Genomic DNA, 22,403 nt, shown 5'->3' with positions numbered 1-22,403 from the left:
ATCAGTATATAGCATATATACCAATCTTTTGTAAACCGAAATGCAACTTATCTTATTCTAATTTATATTAACTTATTTCTACTTAGTTGGTATGAAATGTGTTGCGTTTAATTTTACAATTTACCTATTACCAATTTTGCTATCTAACTTCCAAATAAAATTATGTCTTTATCACATGAAGAAGAGTGCTTTTTTCAAATTTTAATTTCTAATACATATTATCTTCTAGTTCTCGTACTATAAATCTTATACGCAATATGATTAAGCAATAAAACTAAATAGCCTAACAATATAAAAAAGGAAAGTGAAGCTTGATTGCAACACTTTCCTTTTTTTAATCCGATTATTTAATAACTGTCTTACCACCCATATAAGGTTGTAATGCTTTTGGAATATTAACCGATCCATCTGCATTTAAGTTATTCTCTAAGAATGCAATTAACATTCTAGGAGGAGCAACTACCGTGTTGTTAAGAGTATGAGCAAAATATTTACCCTTTTCACCAACAACACGAATCTTTAAACGACGTGCTTGCGCATCTCCTAAGTTTGAACAGCTACCAACTTCAAAGTATTTCTTTTGTCTTGGTGACCAAGCTTCTACGTCGATAGACTTCACTTTTAAGTCTGCTAAGTCTCCTGAACAACATTCCAATGTACGAACTGGAATATCAAGAGAACGGAATAGATCAACTGTGTTTTGCCATAACTTATCAAACCACATCATGCTATCTTCTGGATTACATACAACGATCATCTCTTGTTTTTCGAATTGATGAATACGGTAAACACCACGTTCTTCAATACCATGTGCACCTTTTTCTTTACGGAAACATGGAGAATAACTTGTTAAGGTATAAGGAAGATTTTCCTCTTTATTAATCGTATCGATGAATTTACCAATCATGGAATGTTCACTTGTTCCGATTAGATAAAGGTCTTCTCCTTCGATCTTGTACATCATGGCATCCATCTCTGCAAAACTCATAACACCTGTAACAACATCACTACGAATCATAAATGGAGGTACACAATAGGTGAAACCACGATCGATCATGAAATCTCTTGCATAAGAAATTACAGCAGAATGAAGACGTGCGATATCCCCCATTAAGTAATAAAAACCATTTCCAGCGACTTTACGAGCACTGTCTAAATCAAGACCATTAAAATGCTCCATGATTTCTGCATGGTAAGGTACTTCAAAATCAGGTACTACTGGTTCACCGTAACGTTGGATTTCAACATTTTCAGAATCATCTTTTCCAATTGGTACAGAAGGATCGATAATGTTAGGAATCGTCATCATGATCTTCGTAATCTTCTCTTGTAATTCTGTTTCCTTTTGTTCTAATTCAGCAAGACGTTCTGATTCAGAAGTTACTTTCTTCTTCATCTCTTCTGCTTCTTCTTTCTTTCCTTGTGCCATAAGTCCACCAATTTGTTTTGAGATGGCATTTCTTTCAGAACGAAGAGCATCCGCTTCTTGTTTTGCTTTTCTGCTTTCAAGATCAAGTGCAATTACTTCATCAACAAGTGGTAATTTACTATCTTGGAATTTGTTCTTAATATTTTGTTTTACTACATCGGGATTTTCTCTTACAAATCTTAAATCTAACATGATCTTCCTCCATAAATTTAATGTTATTTGGTTATCAATTTAATTGCTTGCAAAGTATCTGTACACTTTGTTATCCGCGCCGAGCACAGTCAGCTTCAGCTGACATCTACCTTATGTGCGAGTGTGCATCTCCCCGGAGGGTTTATATACTAGGAAAGTCGAAGGACTTTCCTAGTATATAAAAAAACCTTCCGCTCCATATCTTACGATATGGGACGAAAGGTATCCGTGTTGCCACCCAAATTGCTGATTTCTCAGCCACTTCATTGTACGATAAAGGGTACGAACCTTTCAGCTCCTCGCTGACAACTCCGAAAGTGGAAAGATTATGCATCTCACCGATTCACACCAACCATCGGCTCTCTGAAGAAATTCATTAATCGTAGCTTTCATCTTCGCTATTGTTTCCTATGCAAGCATTCCCTGTTTTTCCTATTCATTCTACATACTTAGGAGAACACAGTTCTTATTTTTCTATATTATAACCGTATTCTTCAAAAAATACAAGTGCTTGTTCAAAATAGACATTGACATTTTGTATTATTTGCATTACAATAAGTAATACAATTAATGCAAAAGGAGGCTTGCATATGCTTTTGTCCTTAGATTTTTCCAGTAATATTCCGATCTATCAACAGATTCGGAATCAAATCATCATTGCAATTTCGGAAGGCATACTAGTTCCTGGTGAACAATTGCCGACCATTCGAACACTAGCAGACCAAACGGGAATCAATATGATGACTGTGAATAAAGCATACCAACTTCTGAAACAAGAAGGATACATCACCGCAGACCGAAGGAGTGGCGCCAAAGTTGCCAAACGATCACAAGAAGCGGGTGTTGTACCTGCTTCTCTATGCAATGAGTTACGTTTATTAATCTCACAATTCAAGCTACAAGGAATCAATGAAGACCAGTTCTTCTCTCTTTGTAGGGAACTTTATCAAAAGGAGGATTAACATATGTTCATGAAAATAATTATGTTTGTATTCTGCTATCCTATGTTACCCATTCTTTATTTTGTTATAAAGAATGAATTACAGCCACGTAAGAACATTGTACTTGGCATAACCCTGCCCAGTGAAGAATTAAAGAATCCCGCCGTTACTGCAATCATTAAACAAGTCATTCAACAGATGCGAAGGATTGCCATTATCTTTGCCCTAGTCCCATTTACATCGTTGTTCACGCACTATGATTCTATAACCTATTCCATCTTCATGATGTGGATAACCATCCTGTGTTTTATCTTCTTCCTTCCTTTTATATTAGGAAACAAGAAGTTACAGAAACTAAAAAAGGAAAGAGAATGGCATGTGGATACAGAAGGAATCACGGTTGTTGATCTGAAGGTTTCTTTGGAGAAACCCAATACATTACATATCTTATGGTTTCTCCCTCCTGTTATCATCAGTATCCTGCCTGTCATCATTGACATCATGAACCTCTCCGATGATACTTCGCGATATTCGCTCATTAGTACCTGTTCCTTTGCTTTTATTACAATCCTCTGCGTCTTTTTATATCATATCTCCTATCGTTCCAAACAGGAGATTATAAGTACAGATTCCTTGATTAATCAAACATTAACGAGAATTCGAAGATACAATTGGGGAAAATGCTTGATCGGTGTGGCTTATACGAATGCTCTCTATACCCTCTACTTCTGGTTTTTCTTTCATTTTCACCAGAAAAGTATGTTTGTATTCTTAGCAGTAACATTGCTTTATATCTTCTTCCTACTTTGGTGGGTTTTACGAGCAGAATTTAAAGTACGACTCGCTCAACAGCAATTATTTGCACAAACAAATGACCCTTATATTGTTGACGAAGATTGCTACTGGATCTACGGATTATTTTATTACAATCCGAATAACAAGCGTTTTCTCGTTGAAAAGCGTATTGGATTCGGTACTACTTGTAATTTTGCCAAAACCAGCACAAAAATTCTTTCCATTGTAGTTATACTTACCATGTTGGCGCTACCTGTCTCTTGTGTGGCAATGATTCAAAGTGAGTTCTCACCACTTAAACTTCAACTTGATGAAGACAGCGTCACATCTAGTCATCTCTATACTACATATGATATACCTTTCGATACGATTGAATCGGTCACCTTATGGAATGAACTTCCAGATATAACGAAAGAAAACGGTACCGGATTTCATAATTTATGCAAAGGTTCTTACAGTGTGGCAGGGAATGGAACATGCACGATTTGCCTAAATCCCAACAACAACTCGTTCCTATTCCTAACCAAAACCAATGGGAAAAAATACGTACTGAGTGGAAAAACAGATGCAGAAACCAACGCAATCTATGAGCAACTAATAACAAATCTTTCTTCTAAGTAAAATTAATCATAAAGGGAAACGATCTTGGCTATAAAAGCATGATCGTTTCCCTTATGATTTATCGTATTTTTTCGTTTGTTTTACAACACTTTTTAGAATTTTTCAACTCTGTTTCATTACTCAAGGTGAAATACAGGTTGCAAATCAATGGACACCGGACTATTATCTGGATTTGTTTCCATAATGTCCGCCATATAATCCCACCATTTTCTGCAAATTGCTGTATTTGCTGACTGGTTCCATTTTTCTTCATCTTCTAACTCAATATATCCGTATAAGATGTTCGTTTCTGGATCAAGGTAGATAGAATAATTGGATCCACCGTATTCATGAATCATATCTTTCATCTCTGGCCATAGTAAGTTATGTCTTCTTTCATATTCCTTTGCCATACCTTCATATAGCTTCATCTTAAATGCTTTCTTAATCTTATTCATCCTTCACCCAACCTTTCCTTATCAAACATAATAACTTTTGACCCATGCTCATGTTTATCAGGTCAAATAATCGTACTACTCAATCTTGAACACACCAATTTCTTCTTCCAGACTCTTTGCTTTTTGTTCAAGTTTGGTAATGATCTGATTCAACTTCTCAACACTCTCTAACTCATACTCTGTCTTATCGCACACTTCACGAGTTGCTGCTGCTGTTTGTTGCGATACTGCAGATATATTGCTAATTGCAGATAACGTATCGTTCTTTACAATTTCAATGGCATACACTTCACCTTTGATTTTTTCAATTTGTTCCATTAATTCCTGTGTCTGTTTACTGATTCCCTTATACCCTTCCATTGTACGATCTAATGCAATGGTTTGTTCAGAAACTGCATCTTTGGCAATCATTACGTTGTTGGACGTTTCTTTTGTACGTTTTGTTATCCCCTCTGCTATGTTCTTCACATCTTGCGCTGCTTCAAGAGATTGACCTGCTAACTTTCCAATCTCCTGTGCAACTACTGCAAAACCTACTCCATGAACACCTGCTCTTGCTGCCTCAATAGATGCATTCAGAGATAATAGGTTAGATTGCGTAGCAATATCTTCAATGGTATCAATAATCTTGGCTATCGCATTGGACTGCTTTGATAATTGATCCATATCCTGTACGATCTTCGCCGTAATATCAGCGGTTGACTTAGCTTTACCATATAAATTGTGTAAAGAATCATAATTATCTTCAAGAATAGCTTTCGTATTTTTTTCCAATGTTACCATGGTTTCTGTGCTATCCGTCACTTCACCGATTCGATTTGCAAGCAGATTCATCTGGTTTAAACAATCGTTGGCTGCATCTGCTTGTTCTACCATACCTTGCTCGATTTCATCCACCGCACTGGATATGGCAGACATAGAATCCTTGATTACTTCAGAAGACTGGGCAACTTCAATGGTAGAATCCTTCACTTCTGAACTAATCACAGCGGTATTCGTGATCAATCTCTTCATATTATGACGCATATGGTCTAGGTTATTGGTTAAGGTACCGAATTCATCTTTTCGTTTTGTTTTAATAGAATAAGTTAAATCTCCTTCTGCAACCTTTGCAATTCCTTTCACTGCCATCTTTATTGCCTTACCAAGATTAGACGCATAGAGAGAAGCAATGATCAAAGCAAGTATACTTGTACATGCAATCATTAATGTCGTTGTTCTCTTAATACTGTCCGCACTTTGATAAATGATACTCTGTTTTACCAAACTACACAACATATTGTTTGTTCCACTGATCTTGCAATAGGTATAGAGATACGTTTCCCCTTTCATCGTAACATACTTTGTACCTGATGTTTTTTCAGAAGCGATACTATTCTTATAAAAATCAGAATCAACAATACTTTCTTGACTTCCATCAGAAAAGATCTCTCTTCCATCTTCTGTTACAAATAACATGGACTCATTCTTATCTGCAAGATTATTCAAAAGATCAACGATAACCGATAGATTGATGTCAATTAGAATGGCACCCTCTTTTCCTGTCACAAACCCATTCAAATTACGTCCCATACTCAAACCATACGAACTTGGAATCGTATTCAAAGTTGAGTCCACAAACGGATGGGTACCGATCCAACAATTGGTGTTTTGTGTTGAAAAGATTAATTTGCCTTCCTCTGATGCTGCAAAATCATCATAAAAAGTATTCGATATTTGCACGGGATTACTTGCAAATACGGTATCATCTTTTACGATCAATAGAATACTGTTAATGTATTTGTCCGTATTTACTATAGAAATGATCGTACTGTCTATATCTTTTTTTGTCTCTAAGCGGACCTTTTTATCAGATTGGTACATCGGATTATAGAATTTCATAACGCTCTCATTGGTCATAATACGAACGGCTTGCATCCCAACATTTTCAAAGATAAGTTCCATATAATTTCCCATTGCGGTAAATGTTTGCTCTTTGTTATCTACATAAGTCTTAAACAAAGCATTCTTTGCACGAGAATAATTCAGTATGCCCATCCAGATCATCATAATGATCAAGAGTAAGAAAACAGCCGTCATCTTTACACGCACGCCAAATCCTTTTCTTTTTATTTCCGCTTTATTTTCTTCCTTATGTTCCTCTTTCGTAAATTTTTCTTTTTCCCTACTCTTATCTTTTGTGAATGTCAGTAATTTTTTCTTTTGTTTGCCAGCTGCTGTGTGATTATTTCTTTCACTTTGTATTCTCCCAGAACGTTTCATAGGAACCTCCTTTATTACAATACTACCAATCTTACCAGTATTGCTTCCAATCTTTTAACATTCTTGTTAAAGCTTCCATATAGAAATAATCGCCCCAAGAATTGCATTCATCAACACCATAATGGTTACATGTATTGTATGGTGAATGGTTTGAATACGTACTATGTAGTACTAATCCATTGGATGTATCTGGATCTTTTACTGCATAATTATCATATAATGATTTTATCATCTGTTTTGCTAGCTTCGTATAGTAGGCCGCATCTGTTTCATCAAGATATTTTGCCATCTCTAACATACCACAGGCTGCAATGGAAGCACTTGAAGAATCTCTTGGTTGTGATGAACCTTCACCAAATTCAAGATCCCAGTATGGTACCATATCCTTTGGTAAATGTTCCAGATAATATCTAGTTACATGTTTGAAGATATCCACGTATTCTTCTCTTTTCGTATAACGATATGCCAAAGCCGAGCCGTAGATTCCCCACGCTTGTCCCCTTGCCCATGCGGATCCATCACGATATCCTTGACAAGTTGCACCATGGTCAGGTTCTCCTGTTTGCATGTTAAAATAAAACGTATGCCATGTAGAATAATCTTCACGAATTACATTCTTAATTGCTGTATGAATATGTTTCTCTGCGATTTCTCTGTACTTTTCATCTTTTGTTTCTTCTGTTGCCCAATAGAGTAATGGCAAATTTAATAAACAGTCAATGATCAAACGATAATTCTCTGGCTCATCCATTGCACCCCAGGCTTGAATGAATTCACCTACTGGATGGAAACGTGTAATCAATTGATCTGCTGCTTTTATTGCTGCTTCTCTTGCTTTCTCACTTCCCACAAGCTTATATGCAGCTACACAAGAAGGCGAATAGAGAAATCCCATATCATGATGATCGACTGCAATCTTTTGATCGATCCGATTCAGGAAACTATCTACTTGGATCAATGCCGCTTTCTTTAAACGATCGTCTTTGCAAAATTCATATGCTAACCATATCTCACCTGTCCAAAACCCAGTTGTCCAGTCATCGTTTTCAATTGGCTGATAAAATCCATTCTCACTATAAGCTTTTTGGAACTTATACGTAAAATCCGGCAAGTTATTGATCACTTGCTTTGATGAGAAATCCAATGCGTTTTGCATCTCGTTCTCTGTTATTACTGGCATTTCTGTAAATAGTTTTTCCATAAACATTCTCCTTACGTCTTGTCAATTTATTTTCCTTATTGAGTACATTTCCTATAAGTGCAAAATAGGAGGTGTAGGGATGATAACACCCCCATACACCTCTATTAGTAGTCTATGTATCTCTAACCTTTGATACCTGTTGCTGCAACACCTTCTACGAAGTATTTCTGCAAACATAAGAATACGATTAATACTGGAATCAGAGAGATTACTGATGCTGCCATGATCAAACCATATTCTGATGAATATTGACCAATGAACATACGTAAACCAATCTGTAATGTCTTCTTATTCTGTGTTGTAAGATAAATACTTGGTCCAAGGAAATCGTTCCATGTTGCAACGAATGTAAAGATCGTCAATGTTGATAATGCTGGTTTTGATAATGGTAACATGATCTTTCTGTAAATCTTGTACTCACTCATACCATCAATTCTTGCCGCTTCACACAAAGAGTCTGGAATTCCTTGATAAAACTGTCTCATCATGAATACACCAAATGCAGAGAACGCTTGTAAACAGATAATCGCTAAATGAGTATCATTTAAGCCAAAGGAACGCATCATGATAAATTGTGGTACCATGTATACTTGCCAAGGCACAGCGATTGTTGCAATGTAACCAAGGAACAGTGCATTTTTACTCTTGAACTCTAATTTTGCAAATGCATATGCTGCAAAACTACTTGTTAGTAATTGTAATGCGGTTACGATTAATGTGATCTTTGATGTATTAAGTACAAATCGTAACAATGGAATCTTTGTCCAGATTACTTTGTAATTATCCCATTTTGGATTTTCTGGAATCCATTTGATTGGAACTGTGAATACGTCTTTATCATATTTAAGGGAAGCTGAGAGCATCCATATGAATGGAATCAACATCAGTACTGTAATTGCAATCAGTACAACATATAAAATTACTTTATTTATTCTACTTTTTTGGCTTGTTTTAACCATTATGCCACCTCCTGTATCTCAATATCTTTAGTCATTTGCATAATTCTTTTCTCCTCGGAATTGAATTATAGTTACGAATAATACCAATGCAAACAGTACCATGGAAATTGCACTTGCATAACCATAATCTGTTGAGGTAACAAATGCTGTCTGATATATGTGGTATACAAGAACTAATGTAGAGGTACCTGGTCCACCTTGCGTTAACATATAAACTTGATCATATACTTTGAAACAATTGATTGTTAACATGATAATAACAAAGAAAGTGGTAGGTTTTAACTGTGGCCATGTTACATTTTTAAATTTCTGCCATGCATTTGCTCCATCTAGGCTGGCTGCTTCGTATAACTCTGCTGAGATACCTTGTAAACCAGCTAGGTAGATTACCATGTAGTAACCCATTGATTTCCATACACTAAAGGAAACAACTGTGAACATTGCCCACTGACTATCTGCTGCCCATCCTGGCAAGTTCTGTTTTGCTACACCTAAGTTTGTAAGTAATACATTCACAATACCAGCACCTGGACTGAAAATGTTATTCCAAACAGCTGCTACTGCGATCAGTGAGGCTACATAAGGGAAGAAACCTATTGCACGGAAGATTGCTCTACCTTTGATCTTCTTATTTAACAAGATTGCTAATCCTAATGCTGCTATTAATGTAAATGGTACCGTAGCCACACTATAAACGACGGTATTCTTCAATGCTGCAATGAATCTTGTATCGTCTGCTAGATGTTTGAAGTTATCGAGTCCAACAAATTGAATTGGGTTGTTACCATCCCATGACATAAATGCTAATAAGAAAGCACATACAACGGGAACTAATGTGAATACAGCGAATCCAATAAAGTTTGGTGCAATAAAGGAATACGCTACAAGATTTCTCTTACCATCACGACTAAGTAATTTCCCAGTTTTAATCTTCTCTATCGCCTTCTGGGTTTTCTTCATTTCCTTTAAGAGCTTATCTTTCTCTTTGATCTTGTCTTTATCTTTCTTACTATCTAACCCCCAAACATTGAATTCTGTCATTAATCGTTGCTGGAGTTGTTTCATCTTCGCATCCAGGGCATTTAATTTTTCTTGCTTTTCTTTTGCATCTGTAACAGATAATTCTTTATTATTCATATTATCATAAGCCAGTATTGGCCTACCTCCTCCTTCTCGTATTTCTAATATTCTGCCAAAAATGGGCATAATATTAGTTCGGGTATCAAAAGTCATGGTATGGTTGTACCTGCTATAATCGATTTCTAATTGTTTCGTGGCGTGATTATTTGGCTTTTGACACCCGAACTAACATTTTATGTATCAGCATTTTGTCATTTCATTTTGTTTTTATATGGTCAGGTGGAGTTTCTCCACCTGACCTGCCAATCACATTCTGCAATTATTAATTGGGGAATTAGTAAGAGCATCTGTATTAGGGGTTTTATTGTAGTTGTTTTTTATGCTTAAGGATTTGATATTCTTATCGATATACCTTACTTGGGAAGCATACTATTTAAGAATCTTACCTACTTCTTCGTTCATGTAAGCAATACCTTCATCGATTGTCATTGTTTCAGTCATGATGTAATCATGTCCATCATTTAAAATTGTTTCGATTTCTGCACTCTTATCACTTACAGGCATTTCAAGATATGTATTAGCTGTCTTTAATGCCTCTGCGCTTTCAGCATCTGTTGGGAAGCCTTCCATACTTGCAATTGCAGATACTACACTATCTGTTTTGATTGCTGGGAATGTACCAGTTGCAGCGATAACATCAGCACCTTCAGCGCCACATACAAAGTTCATGAAATCTGTTGCTACTTCTTTATTCTTAGAAGCACTTGTTACAGCTAAAGAAGTGATTGTTGCTAAAGTAGATCCTGGTTCAACACCTTCTGCATGAGGATATTTAACAATACCCCAGTTCTTGATGTCTGTATATTCACCAGATTTGATTTTTTCGATTAATGTTGGGATAAACCATGATCCCATGTTCATCATAGCAACATTGCCTTGTGCAAATGCACCTGAGTAATGTAAACTTGAAGTTTTTAAAGTTGCGTAATCTTGGCAAACACCATCTTTTTGTTCATTTAATACCATTTCATAGTATGATTTTAAGAAATCATAGTTACCACCGATGATAGAGTTCTTTCCATCAAGGATACCAAATAATTGAACTGCTGATCTCCAAGTATGGTAATGAGCACCATATACTTCTGAACCTAAGTCTGTTTTTGTAACTTTACGAGCTAATTCATCATATTGTTCAAATGTCATATCATTTGTTGGGTAATCAACACCAGCTGCATCAAAGATGTCTTTGTTGTAGAATAATACCCAGAAATCACTTCTGAAAGGTAATGCATAGATTTGATCGTTGATCTTGATTTGATCAGTGATTCCACCGTATTGTGTTAAATCTAAGTTTGTAGTATCAACTGGTTCTAATACATTCTTAGAAACTAAGTTTGTATATCCTGGGATATCTTTTACACAAACAACATCTAAGTTTGTATCATTTCCTGCTAATTGTGTTGCTAATGCAGTCATGTAATCTTGTGATCCTAGGTCAACCATTTCGATTTCAACATTAGGATTCTTTGCTACATAAGCATCGATTAATGGTTGATAATAAGTTGTTGCTGCGATGTCCCATACTGCCCATCTAAGTTTTGTCTTTTCTCCAGATGTTTCTGTTGTTGCTGTATCAGCAGCATCCTCTTTTGCTTCTGTTGTTGCTTCTGTTGTTGTTTTCTCTGCTGTGTTATTGTTGTTGTTTTTCTTAGAGCCACAACCAGTAAACATTGAAACTACTAATGCACAACTAAGAACTAAACTGATGACTTTCTTTCCTTTTTTCATAAAATACCTCCTATTTTGTAAAAAAGTGTTATAACAGTTGTTTGTTCCTCAACTATGAACATATTATAACTATTGTGAACTTTTTATTAAATGTAATTTTTATAAGATAAACTTCAATATTTCTCACAATTCTGGTTTTTATGTATTTTTTTTATCAAAACATATACTTTTTATTCAAAAACATATAAAATCTTACAGTTGTCAGTATTTTGCATGTTTTAATGATAATTATCTTTCTTATTTTATTGACATTCCACAAAAGGTCATATATCATAAAACTATCTTATTGGTAAAGTAGGTTATATATATGAAAATATTTCAAACCCGAAGTATAAAAGTTACAATCATACGGATCACTATGATATTTACTTTGCTGTTATCTATTTCCATCTCGTCGATCTGCTTCATTTCATTCGAATCCTTATTAAAAGATAGTTTACAACTCTCTACCTCATCGAATTTGCAGTTGATCATGAATTCCTTTACCTCAAATATGACGGATGTACAGACATTAGCGAAGTGGTGTAGTGTGAACTATACTTTAGCAAAATATATCAGTGCAAGTGAAAATTACAATAAGAAGCTTGCAATCGATGCATGGGATCGCTTAGCAGAAGAATATCAGAATAATCATGCTTACTATTATATAGAACGTATTGTAGTCAGCAATTTTCATGGTAAATACCTACAGACCACCAGTCGCGGTACTACAAAAGCAACCAATATATCAGAATTTATTCAGAATGCCTCTTATTTTGATACATTATATGATGCATTTAGTTTTCGGTGGATTGGCTTAGTGCCCAATGATTTCGGAGATAGTACCAATGACCGAATCATTCCCATCATTCGTCCAATCTATGATGTGAGTTCTTCTGATAAGATTGGCTGGGTGTACATCGGTGTCAATTCGAATATTATCACAGATGCATTGAAACTCTACTCCATTCCACATGATAGTAAAGTTTATCTGACCATTGATCAAACTACATACTTAATTAAGGATAATACATTTATAGAAACAACGGATCTTGACAATGTAATCTCTACCAATCAGAGAAATGCCACTACTTCCATAAAAACAGTTCGTACGAATAATGGAAAGAAAGAAACGTTAGTCACATACCAAAGTAATTTAGATGGCTGGTCATTATCCCAAACATTATCCGATAGTATGTTTAACAAACAAAAATCCATCTATGTAATTCTAATCTTCTTCATTGGTGGTTTTGTTATGCTCCTTGGTATCCTCTTACTCTTCTATCTAAACCGTAATATTAATAAGCCTATTGCCCGAATCTTACGTAAAATGGCAGGAGTAGCAAAAGGTGATTTCCGTGTAGATCCTACGATTGAATGGGATAATGAATTCGGTACAATTGGCGCTGGAATCAATAAGTTATCTTGTGACATCAGCTCTTTAATTGACGATAAGATTCAAGATGAGAAAGAACGACAAGAACTGGAATATCAAATGTTGCAAAGTCAGATCAATCCTCATTTTCTCTACAATACCTTAAATTCCATCAAATGGATGGCAACTATTCAAAATGCCACAGGAATTGCTGAGATGACAACTGCATTATCAAGATTAATGAAGTCCGTTTCAAAAGACACCAATCAAATTATTACAATAGAGAATGAACTAGACTTATTAAATAACTACTTTATCATTCAAAATTACCGTTATGGTGGAACAATTTCACTAGATGTAACTGTTGCAAATGAAGATCTCTACCAATGTCAGATTCCAAAATTCTCCCTTCAACCGATGGTGGAAAATGCAATCTTTCATGGTATTGAACCAAAAGGTTCCGTTGGGAAAATCGTTATTTCTGTTTTCTCTGAGAATAACCAAACCATCACCATTACCGTGGAGGATAATGGAATTGGATTATCCAAGGATCAGATTGACACACTCCTTACTGCAGCAGACAATTCTAGTTCTGGATTTTTTAAAAAAATCGGTGTTAGTAATGTAAATCAGCGTATTAAATATGCTTTCGGAGAGGAATATGGATTAAGATTCGAAAGTAAAGAGGGGGAGTATACGAAGGTTACGATCGTAATACCATACAAAAGATAATAATCTTAGTTCAAATTTCTTTGTATCATGGAATGTTTTCATAAACATTGTGTTTTGCTCCATGCAACTTAGAAGTTTGCTAATCAACTTACATTCGGAAGGAGTAGGATTATTATGTACAAACTATTAATAGTAGATGATGAACCTCTTGTACAAATTGGAATCAAATCGATCTTAAACTGGAACGATTTCGGTATTGAAATCTGTGGAACTGCAGTTAATGGAAAACAAGCCTTTGATTACATCCAGGAATATATGCCAGAAATCGTCATAACCGATATTCGTATGCCTATCATGAGTGGGCTTGAACTGATTAAAAATTGCAGAGACCTCTATGGTAAGCTTCCACTCTTTATTATATTAACAAGTTATGAAGATTTTAGCTTAATCAAAGAAGCGATTAAATATGGAATCATTGATTATCTTGTTAAACTTGAACTAACTGCTGATTCTTTAAAAGAAGTTCTACAAAAGGCATTACAGATCTTAGAAGAACAAAAAAGTACCACAACTGGACGAACGAAAGAATCGGCAATTAAAGTTTTCCATGATAAGTTTTTTATTTCATTGCTTCATAATCTGTTTAAATCCAATGAAGAGTTCCAAACAGAAGCACAAGCACTCTCCTTAGATTTTACTGCTAAGAGATACGCTGTCAGCCTCTGTAATATCATTGCCGAACAGGCAGCGTCCCTTACTATACAAAAATCAATGGAACTATTCTTTAGTGCAACAGAGATGGTACAAAACATTGTAAGCAAATACATACCTTGCTATTGTACTTCTCTAGATACCAAACATTTCTGTATTATATTTTTAATGGATGAGACAGATACGGAAAAATCCAATGCGCGAATTACAGAAGCCATTAATGCAGCCTGCAACATGATTCATAATTATTTCAATGTATGGATGTTGGCCTGTGTTGGAAAAACATATGAAGATCCTTTACAGATTGCTGATTCCTATGAAAATGCCAGACAGATTGCTAATTCTGTAACCATGGAGAAAAAACTGGTTCTCTTTGATGATATTATGAAAGGGAATGAAAAAGCAGATACGAATATCTTCAATCTTAGTATCTTCAAAGCTTCTATTCGTAAAGCTTTTGAAGAATACGACTCCAGTGCGCTCTCTGGTACCATTTCAGAGATCATCGCTCTATTCCGTATGCATCCAACAAAATATTTACAAGCACTTGATGCAGCATGTAATATCCTCTATCTGTCTGTTTCTCTTTTAACAGATGGGGAAAAGATTATTAATGAGATCTTCTCTGATTACCCAGATGGTTACCATTCCATCTATCGACAAACAACCATGGAGCAATTACTTTCCTGGTTAGAGTTTTTCTCAACCAATATCTGTATGTACCTTCAAAAGCATCATAAGTCCTCCAAGGAGGAACTCGTAGATAAGATCATGGATTATATCAATGATCATATTGAAGAAAAATTAACATTGAATGAAATTGCTTCTGAGTTTGGCATTACGCCGAATTATCTCAGTTTGATCTTCAAAAAAGAATCCAATGTTGGTTTTTCAGAATACATAACCAGCCGTAAGATTTCCAAAGCAAAACAAATGATGGTTTCTGGAAACTACAAAATCTATGAAATTGCAGACCAGTTGGGCTTTGAAAATGCTTTTTATTTTAGTAAAGTTTTCAAAAAGGTTGAGGGCTGTTCCCCAAGAGATTATCTTAGCTCCTGCAACCTAACACAATAAAGAAAGGACAACGACTATGTTTTATGAAATTGCAAGTAGATTTCAAGGTACGCTCAAACGTTTTGTACCTTACGCCACTATAGATGATATAAGCGCATGGAATGCGTTAGATGACACCTGGAAAAATGAAATACGCAAAGCAGCAGACGCCATAAAAGGATACACGTATTCTTCCCTCCCAGCTTCCATGTTTATGGACTTTACCCGTATTGGAAATCGTTCTAATTATGAGGATCTCTTCTTTGCCAAACGACGTGCCCTAAACACATTTGTTTTAGCTGAATGTGTTACACAAGCAGGTAACTATATGGACGATATTATCAATGGAATCTTTTCTATATGTGAAGAATCCGCCTGGCAGTTACCTGCACATAATTCCTATATTCGAGATACGCCTTGTTTGCCACTTCCAGACACTACAGACCCTGTACTTGATCTATTTGCCTGTGAAACAGGCGCTTTATTAGCGACCGTTCATTATCTTCTTGCGAACAAATTAGACCAAGTAAGTCCGACCATTACCAAACGAATTCGTGCTGAACTTAAGCACCGTATCTATACTCCTTACCTATCAAAACATTTTTGGTGGATGGGACATGGTGATGAACCAATGTGTAATTGGACCATCTGGTGTACACAGAATGTTCTATTGTCTGTTTTTCTTCTTCCAAATGAACCTTGCTTTCAAAAAGACGTGTTCTTAAAAGCAAGTAAAAGTACAGACTACTTCTTAAAAGAATATGGAGATGATGGTTGCTGTGATGAGGGTGCTCAGTATTATCGTCATTCCGGATTATGTCTGTTTAATACAATCGAGATCCTGAATGCCATTACGGACGGATACTTCTCTTCTGTCTACAAAGAAGTAAAGATTCGCAATATGGCTCTCTACATACAGAATGTCCATATTCAGGACAAGTATTATGCGAACTTTGCCGATTGTTCTCCTGTTGCTGGACGAGCAGGTGTTCGTGAATATCTCTTTGGAAAACGTATTGAAAGTACCTCTATGATGCAGTTTGCTGCTGAGGACTTTCTTCTTGGTAAGGATCTTCTACTGGCAAGTGAGATCAATCTCTACTATCGTTTACAAAACGCATTTACCATTAAGGAAATCAATGCCTTCCAATCAGATGAACCAGTTGTACATTCGGATATCTACTATCCTAGTGTTGGCCTCTTTCTTGCACGTGATAATAACTACTGTGTTGCTGTTAAAGCAGGTGATAACAACGATAGCCACAATCATAACGATACGGGTAGTTTTACCATCTACAAAAACGGACAGCCTTTTGTCATTGATGTGGGAGTAGAAACCTACTGTCAAAAGACCTTCTCTCCAAGACGTTATGAGATCTGGACCATGCAATCAGCTTATCATAACCTTCCAACGATTCATGGACAGATGCAGTTGCCTGGTGCAGATTATAAAGCAACAGATGTTTCTGTATCTCTGGGCGACGAAGTCAGTAAAATTCATATGAATATCGCCTCTGCTTACCCAGAAGAAGCACATGTTACGTCCTATGAACGTACTGTAACCTTCCAGAAAGATACTTCCATACGTATTCAGGATTCTTTTACCTGCAATCCATGGAAGGAAGGAGATGTTGTTCTTAGTTTGATGACGTATGAAAAACCTGTTTTTCATAATCATAGCCTTTTCATTGGAAGCCTTGGCGAAATCTCAATGGAGGAAGAAGTCTCTGTTACGATCGAAGAGATTCCCATCACCGATGCCCGCTTACAAACCGCATGGGATCATGAAGTTTATCGTACGCTGATCACCCCAAAAACAACTACTATTACGATGGAAATTAAGCAATAAAATGGTGCAAAAGAAAAATCCAGATTAGTAATCATCTAATCTGGATTTTTGTTATTCTATATTTTTCACCTATTCTGGTTATTCATATCTTTTACTTCACTTCTACCGTTGTTTCCATTACTTTCTTGCTTCCATTTGCTAATTGAATGGTCGTTTTGATCACTGTTTTACCACTATTCTTTCCCTTAATCTTTCCATCTTTATCTACTGTTGCAACTTTCTTATTGCTTGATTCATAAGTTACTTTTGCTAAGAGAACCTCTTGTGAATATCTTCTCTTTTGCGTATCACTGAAATTTGGAACGACTACAACGGATTGTGGTACGGATACTGCTTCCTTTTTCGTGTTACCAACAGATAGGGTAACCGTTTCCGGCATAGTAATCTGTTGTTTCAGCGTTCTTTTAATGGATTGATCCGCTACTTTTTCTAATAGCACATAACGTTCACCATATGGAAGATTCACTGTAATGTATCCCTCTTCATCTACGATGTATTTCACCTTCGCTATGCTATCCAATATATCTAGTTTTGTATTGTAATGATACAGATAAAGTGTTTTTCCTTCTTCATAGCCTAGTAGTTTTCCAACCTGAACTTTAAGGACTGCTCCACTTGGCACTTTATTCTCTTGTACCGCTAGAACATATCCTGCCTGTACGTTCTGATCTTCTTGAAGTAGACGTTCAATCACACGGTCTTTTTCTTTTGAAACAAGATTAACTGACAGATTCCAATCTTCCATCTTTGTATTGGTATCTAGTAACTTTTGTCCATCAATAACCCATGTATACCAGCTTGCTCCTGTCTGATCCTGTATATCTACCGTCATTGTTTTGCAAGTACTACGAAGAAGCGATAACAGCTCTTTCTCCATTACAATATCCGTAAGATGTGCTTTGCTTTGTTCCTTTAGTACCTCTTGATCTACCGTGATTACTGCTGTAGCTTTGGTAACGTCCTCTTTTACCAGCTGTTCTGCTAATGTATCTGTTGCCGCTACTGGTATTGAAAAGTCTACTCGAGTTTCACTTCCCTTGTTCTGCATCAAGTTAAGAAGCTCACTGTAAGGAACTACTACTTGAATATTTACTTCATTTTCATTAACAGTCGTTGTTACTTGTGTCTGAACTGCATTGGAATTCTCTGTTATTGGTTCTTTCACCGTAATAATTTCATAAGGAACTTCCTCTGGTTCTTCGTTCTTATTATCCGTTGGCGGATTAATAATTCCACCAGAAGTCTGCATAACAAGTACTCCGAACGTATCTTGCATTCCTTCATACGTTATGGTGATAATCTGTTGACCATAATGATCTGCAATGAATTCACTAACTGTCAATAGCGCAAGATCATCAATCACTTGATTACTTCCATCACTGTAATTTGCCTGAACACGCAAACCATTTAGTTCAAGATTCTGCCCTAACGTATACACTAGTTTATGTGGTTTTTGAAGAATCTCAATTCCTGTCAGCACTGTTGGGCCATCCTCATTACCACCATCATCACCACCAGAAACAACTTGAATCTCAAACGTTGTTGAAACTCCCTGATAGGTAACGATGATTACTTGCGTTCCTAATTGTTCCGGATTAATAGCAGAAGCCTGAACTTCGCTCATATCTGCTACATCTGTTGACGAACCATTGGAATAATGAACGGTTAATACCATACCATTCAAATCAGCTACTGCATCACCTGATGCATATGTCACCTTCGTTGGTGCTGTTTTCACTTCGATAGAGGATATGGTTACCCTGGTAACATGCACAATAAACTCTGCTTCCATGTCTCCATATGTCACGGTTATCGTTTGATTTCCTTCTACCTCTCGATCATATCCACTAACTATAACTTCGTCATTTGGTATAACCATTGAAGAATCATCACTATAATTTGCTGTTACAACCATACCGGTCAAATCCAGATCTTCCTGTGAAGTATATGCCGTTTTTGTTGGAGGTGTAAGCGTAATTGATTCAAGTGTTGGTGGTACGACACTTACCTGTTCCACTACGATCCAGTTAAGTAATACATCACTATCAGCAGAAGCAGCTCTTGACAAGGTTAAGGTTAAGGTACCTTTCTCGTCCATTGTTACTCCATACTGATCCGTAGTTCGACTTCCTGTTATCTTCTTCGCAGAAGCAACCGTTAAACCATTGATCGTTACATCAACTGCTCTGTTGCTTACATAACTTGACCATGGATCCATATATCCAACATAAACATTATATTCTCCTGCTTCTAATCCATCGAATTTGTACGTAATGGAACTAGAAGAATCATTGGCATATCGTAAGGTATCATAGAGGTTTCCTGAGGCACTTCTTGTTGTAGCATTGCCATCATCAACATATCCCCAGGAAGTACCACTGGTTTCATCATAGATTTGGTCTGGTACTGAACTATTTCTTACTTCTACTGTACTGCCTTCAACCATTTTTGTGTAATCGGTACCTATGGTTTCACTTGTAGCTCCTACGTCTACAACATAGATTGCTTTTGATACACCCAAAACTGCATTCATCGTAACTGGTCTTTTATGTGTTCCAACTGCAATGTCTAGATTACCAGACAAACTATAGGAACCTGGTTTTGTACTGTCAAAGGATGTTGTCCATGTTACACCGCTCGTTTTCTCTATCGTTCCTCCCGCATTGGTGATGGTCACTGGAATCTCATCTGCCATCTCACCTGCATAATAGAACTGCTCTTGTGCAGTAATGGTTCCCATGTTCTCAAAGTCTTCCAGTTTCCAATTGTTATATGGCCGGATTAATACCGTATCAGAATCTGGACTCATCTCGATTGGGAACCATACATAGGAAGGGTTTAGATATACATCGGTTCCTGTTGTTGGATTCGAACGATTCCAACGGTCCGTTAGGAAGATAAACTGTCCTTTTTCCGCATCAACTGGAAATACTGCTGCACTTTGTCCACCAAATGTCTTATCTGCTGCATAACTGGTTGTTCCACTAATTGTCTTACATGCATCTCCCTTATCCGTCCAAGGCCCAAACACGGAGTCTGCTACTGCATAACGAGTCTGCGTCGTTGCCCAACCATTTGTGGAAGAGGTCAACATGTAGTACTTTCCATTGTATTTAAACATTGCTGGAGCTTCTCGGTTCTTCTTTACAAAACAAGAGTCTCGAACGAAGTCTACACCTTCTACTGCTTCATCTGGATCAGCAGATAAGCTAAGATAATCATCACTTAACTTTGAGATCATCAATGTGGCATTGCCTTCACTGGCATAGATGATATAAGCGGTTCCATCATCATCTTTGAATAAGGTCATATCTCTAGCCATACCCTGTTCTCCAGAATACGCACCTGATACATAGTTCAAACGTGATCTCCCTAGATATTTAAAAGGACCAAATGGGGAATCACTTACTGCCACTGCCGCACACGCTGCTGCATAATTGCTGGAAGGAGAGGCATCGGTAGGACCATCGGAATGATACCACATAACGTATTTCCCTGTGCTCTCATTATATAAAACCTTAGGACGTTCTAGTGGCTTGTCATCCCACAACTGGAAAGCAATGGCGTCCTTAATTTTTTCCCGATATTCCTCATCTGTCATAGACTCTCTAGCAACACCATAACGTGCCCCTGCTTCATCTAAGGTTGTTCCTGTACCTTCTGTTACATCTGCATATAACTCATTAAAATAGGTTTCTTCAAAATCATAAACATCTGTCATATTGCGGAAAGCTAAACCTTCATCTGTCCAATTATATAGGTCTGTTGATGAATAGACGCGAACCCCAACGTCTTTTCCTCGTTTCTCATCTGTACGGTCTTCCCCGTACATATAGTATTTGGTCACACCATCGATCGTAAACTCTTTAATATCACCTGCATGGGCTTCGATCTTATTGCCATTGGTATCATACCATTCTGACACACTGGTTCCCGAATATTCAGCGAAATCTGTATAATTATCATATGCTGTTGTGCCAGCAAATGATTGATATGTAACCGCTGTATTTTTCGCCATTAGATGCTCATATCGATACTCTAATTTATCATAATACGATTGCAGTTTTTCATCGGAGAAGCTTTGTGCATCCTCTGCATAGGCTACTTGTGTGGCGTATTGTAATGCTTCATCGTATTTTTCTAGGGATACCTGCGAGTACTGTTCTCTTTGTTTTGTTGTTAACGTTACTTCTTGAATTAACTGTTTCAGATAATCTAGTTTCCCTACTTTTGCTTTAACAATAATATAACTCACACTTGCATCATTATCTGTACTGGTTCGATTCGGATTATGTAATTTCACATTTAATTCTCCATCAGAGACGGTAACGGTATAGGATTTTTCCACATTGGTTCCTTTTGTCAAAGTTACTTGAGATGCCACCGTGGTATCTTCTAGTACATAGTCCATCTTTCGACTAGACCAGCTACTTGGAACATTCACACCAATTGTTACTTCATATTCATGTTCCTCTTCTGGAAGTTGGAAATTATAATATATCCCAGACACATTCTTTGCATAAGTATACGTAGATGCGTTCGTTCCTTTTGCATTATACATATATCCAGATTTTATATCCGTATTCGTTGTACTGCTTCGTCTTGAATACAAAATATTAGGGGCACTTTGATAATATCCCCAAGAAGCATTCGTACCACTATCCAATGCATACTCTTGGTCAACTAAACTGGACTGAAATAGGCCTAGTTTGTAACCCGTTGGTATAACTGTTGGATCAAGAGATCCACAATTCACCAAGTAAAGAACACAATCGTTGGCAAGAAGGGTATTCACATCCGGCATTGTTAATTCTCCTTCTTCTGCCGCTGAAACTTTCATAAATGTACTAGGGACCGTCATAATGATTGCCATAAGAATTGCTATGATTCGTTTTCTTTGTTTTTTCATACATTTTCCTCCATACATAATCAGGTAGTGTCAAATTTTACTACCTTTTTTATTGTATAAACCTCGATTTTATGGGAGTTTGCAATAAAAAGAGCAATGACCTCCCTTTTTGAAGTATAATGTAGTCACCACAACAAACAAAATACG

General features: G+C 36.6%; 13 protein-coding genes and 1 other annotated feature. Of the genes, 5 read left to right on the top strand and 8 right to left on the bottom strand.

The genetic code is table 11. The annotated features are described in order from the left end of the window. Positions 1-343: 343 nt before the first annotated feature. A complete protein-coding gene (gene serS, locus HBB17_RS14120) occupies positions 344-1,621 on the bottom strand; it encodes a serine--tRNA ligase (protein WP_167958157.1) in 1,278 nt (425 codons plus the stop codon). Between the two features lie 208 nt (positions 1,622-1,829). Then, positions 1,830-2,026, bottom strand: a binding site (T-box leader). Positions 2,027-2,211: 185 nt separating this feature from the next. On the opposite strand from serS, the gene HBB17_RS14115 reads away from it, so the two are divergent. Both HBB17_RS14115 and HBB17_RS14110 read left to right on the top strand, forming a co-directional pair. After that, positions 2,212-2,583: a GntR family transcriptional regulator gene (locus tag HBB17_RS14115; RefSeq protein WP_167958156.1), complete on the top strand. Its 372-nt coding sequence runs from the start codon at positions 2,212-2,214 to the stop codon at positions 2,581-2,583. Positions 2,584-2,586: 3 nt separating this feature from the next. Beyond that, positions 2,587-3,978 carry a DUF5808 domain-containing protein gene (locus HBB17_RS14110; RefSeq protein WP_167958155.1) on the top strand — a complete coding sequence of 464 codons (1,392 nt, stop codon included), beginning with the start codon at positions 2,587-2,589 and terminating at the stop codon, positions 3,976-3,978. A gap of 116 nt (positions 3,979-4,094) precedes the next feature. Here the strand turns inward: HBB17_RS14110 and rhaM are convergent, their stop codons facing one another. From rhaM to HBB17_RS14080, 6 genes are all read right to left on the bottom strand, one after another. Further along, the gene (gene rhaM / locus HBB17_RS14105; protein WP_167958154.1) at positions 4,095-4,415 is read right to left on the bottom strand and encodes an L-rhamnose mutarotase; all 321 of its coding nucleotides are present in this window, start codon (positions 4,413-4,415) and stop codon (positions 4,095-4,097) included. A 75-nt stretch (positions 4,416-4,490) separates the two neighbouring features. Beyond that, a complete protein-coding gene (locus HBB17_RS14100; protein WP_167958153.1) occupies positions 4,491-6,677 on the bottom strand; it encodes a methyl-accepting chemotaxis protein in 2,187 nt (728 codons plus the stop codon). A 31-nt stretch (positions 6,678-6,708) separates the two neighbouring features. Beyond that, positions 6,709-7,878 (bottom strand): glycoside hydrolase family 88 protein, encoded by a 1,170-nt coding sequence (locus tag HBB17_RS14095; RefSeq protein ID WP_167958152.1) that lies wholly within the window; start codon positions 7,876-7,878, stop codon positions 6,709-6,711. A 122-nt stretch (positions 7,879-8,000) separates the two neighbouring features. After that, positions 8,001-8,837, bottom strand: a complete 837-nt coding sequence (locus tag HBB17_RS14090; protein ID WP_167958151.1) for a carbohydrate ABC transporter permease — start codon at positions 8,835-8,837, stop codon at positions 8,001-8,003. 27 nt (positions 8,838-8,864) lie between these two features. Then, positions 8,865-9,974, bottom strand: a complete 1,110-nt coding sequence (locus tag HBB17_RS14085; RefSeq protein WP_330588233.1) for a carbohydrate ABC transporter permease — start codon at positions 9,972-9,974, stop codon at positions 8,865-8,867. 372 nt (positions 9,975-10,346) lie between these two features. After that, positions 10,347-11,705 carry an extracellular solute-binding protein gene (locus HBB17_RS14080; RefSeq protein WP_167958150.1) on the bottom strand — a complete coding sequence of 453 codons (1,359 nt, stop codon included), beginning with the start codon at positions 11,703-11,705 and terminating at the stop codon, positions 10,347-10,349. A gap of 307 nt (positions 11,706-12,012) precedes the next feature. Between HBB17_RS14080 and HBB17_RS14075 the strand changes: the two genes are divergently transcribed. The 3 genes from HBB17_RS14075 to HBB17_RS14065 all read left to right on the top strand — a co-directional run bounded on the left by HBB17_RS14075 (position 12,013) and on the right by HBB17_RS14065 (position 17,347). Beyond that, the gene (locus HBB17_RS14075) at positions 12,013-13,791 is read left to right on the top strand and encodes a sensor histidine kinase (RefSeq protein WP_167958149.1); all 1,779 of its coding nucleotides are present in this window, start codon (positions 12,013-12,015) and stop codon (positions 13,789-13,791) included. Positions 13,792-13,905: 114 nt separating this feature from the next. Beyond that, positions 13,906-15,519, top strand: a complete 1,614-nt coding sequence (locus tag HBB17_RS14070) for a response regulator transcription factor (RefSeq protein ID WP_167958148.1) — start codon at positions 13,906-13,908, stop codon at positions 15,517-15,519. A gap of 16 nt (positions 15,520-15,535) precedes the next feature. Then, on the top strand, positions 15,536-17,347 hold the full coding sequence (locus tag HBB17_RS14065) for a heparinase II/III domain-containing protein (protein ID WP_167958147.1): 1,812 nt from the start codon (positions 15,536-15,538) through the stop codon (positions 17,345-17,347). A gap of 91 nt (positions 17,348-17,438) precedes the next feature. On the opposite strand, the gene HBB17_RS14060 is transcribed toward HBB17_RS14065, so the two are convergent. Further along, complete coding sequence (locus HBB17_RS14060; protein ID WP_167958146.1) at positions 17,439-22,256, bottom strand: bacterial Ig-like domain-containing protein; 4,818 nt, start codon at positions 22,254-22,256, stop codon at positions 17,439-17,441. Positions 22,257-22,403 lie beyond the last annotated feature (147 nt).

It is taken from the genome of Anaerosporobacter faecicola (genome assembly GCF_012070565.1).
GTDB classification, from domain to species: Bacteria; Bacillota; Clostridia; order Lachnospirales; family Lachnospiraceae; genus Anaerosporobacter; species Anaerosporobacter faecicola.
The sequence above is the reverse complement of the archived record's forward strand: the minus strand, read 5'-3'. Positions and strand labels throughout refer to the sequence as shown.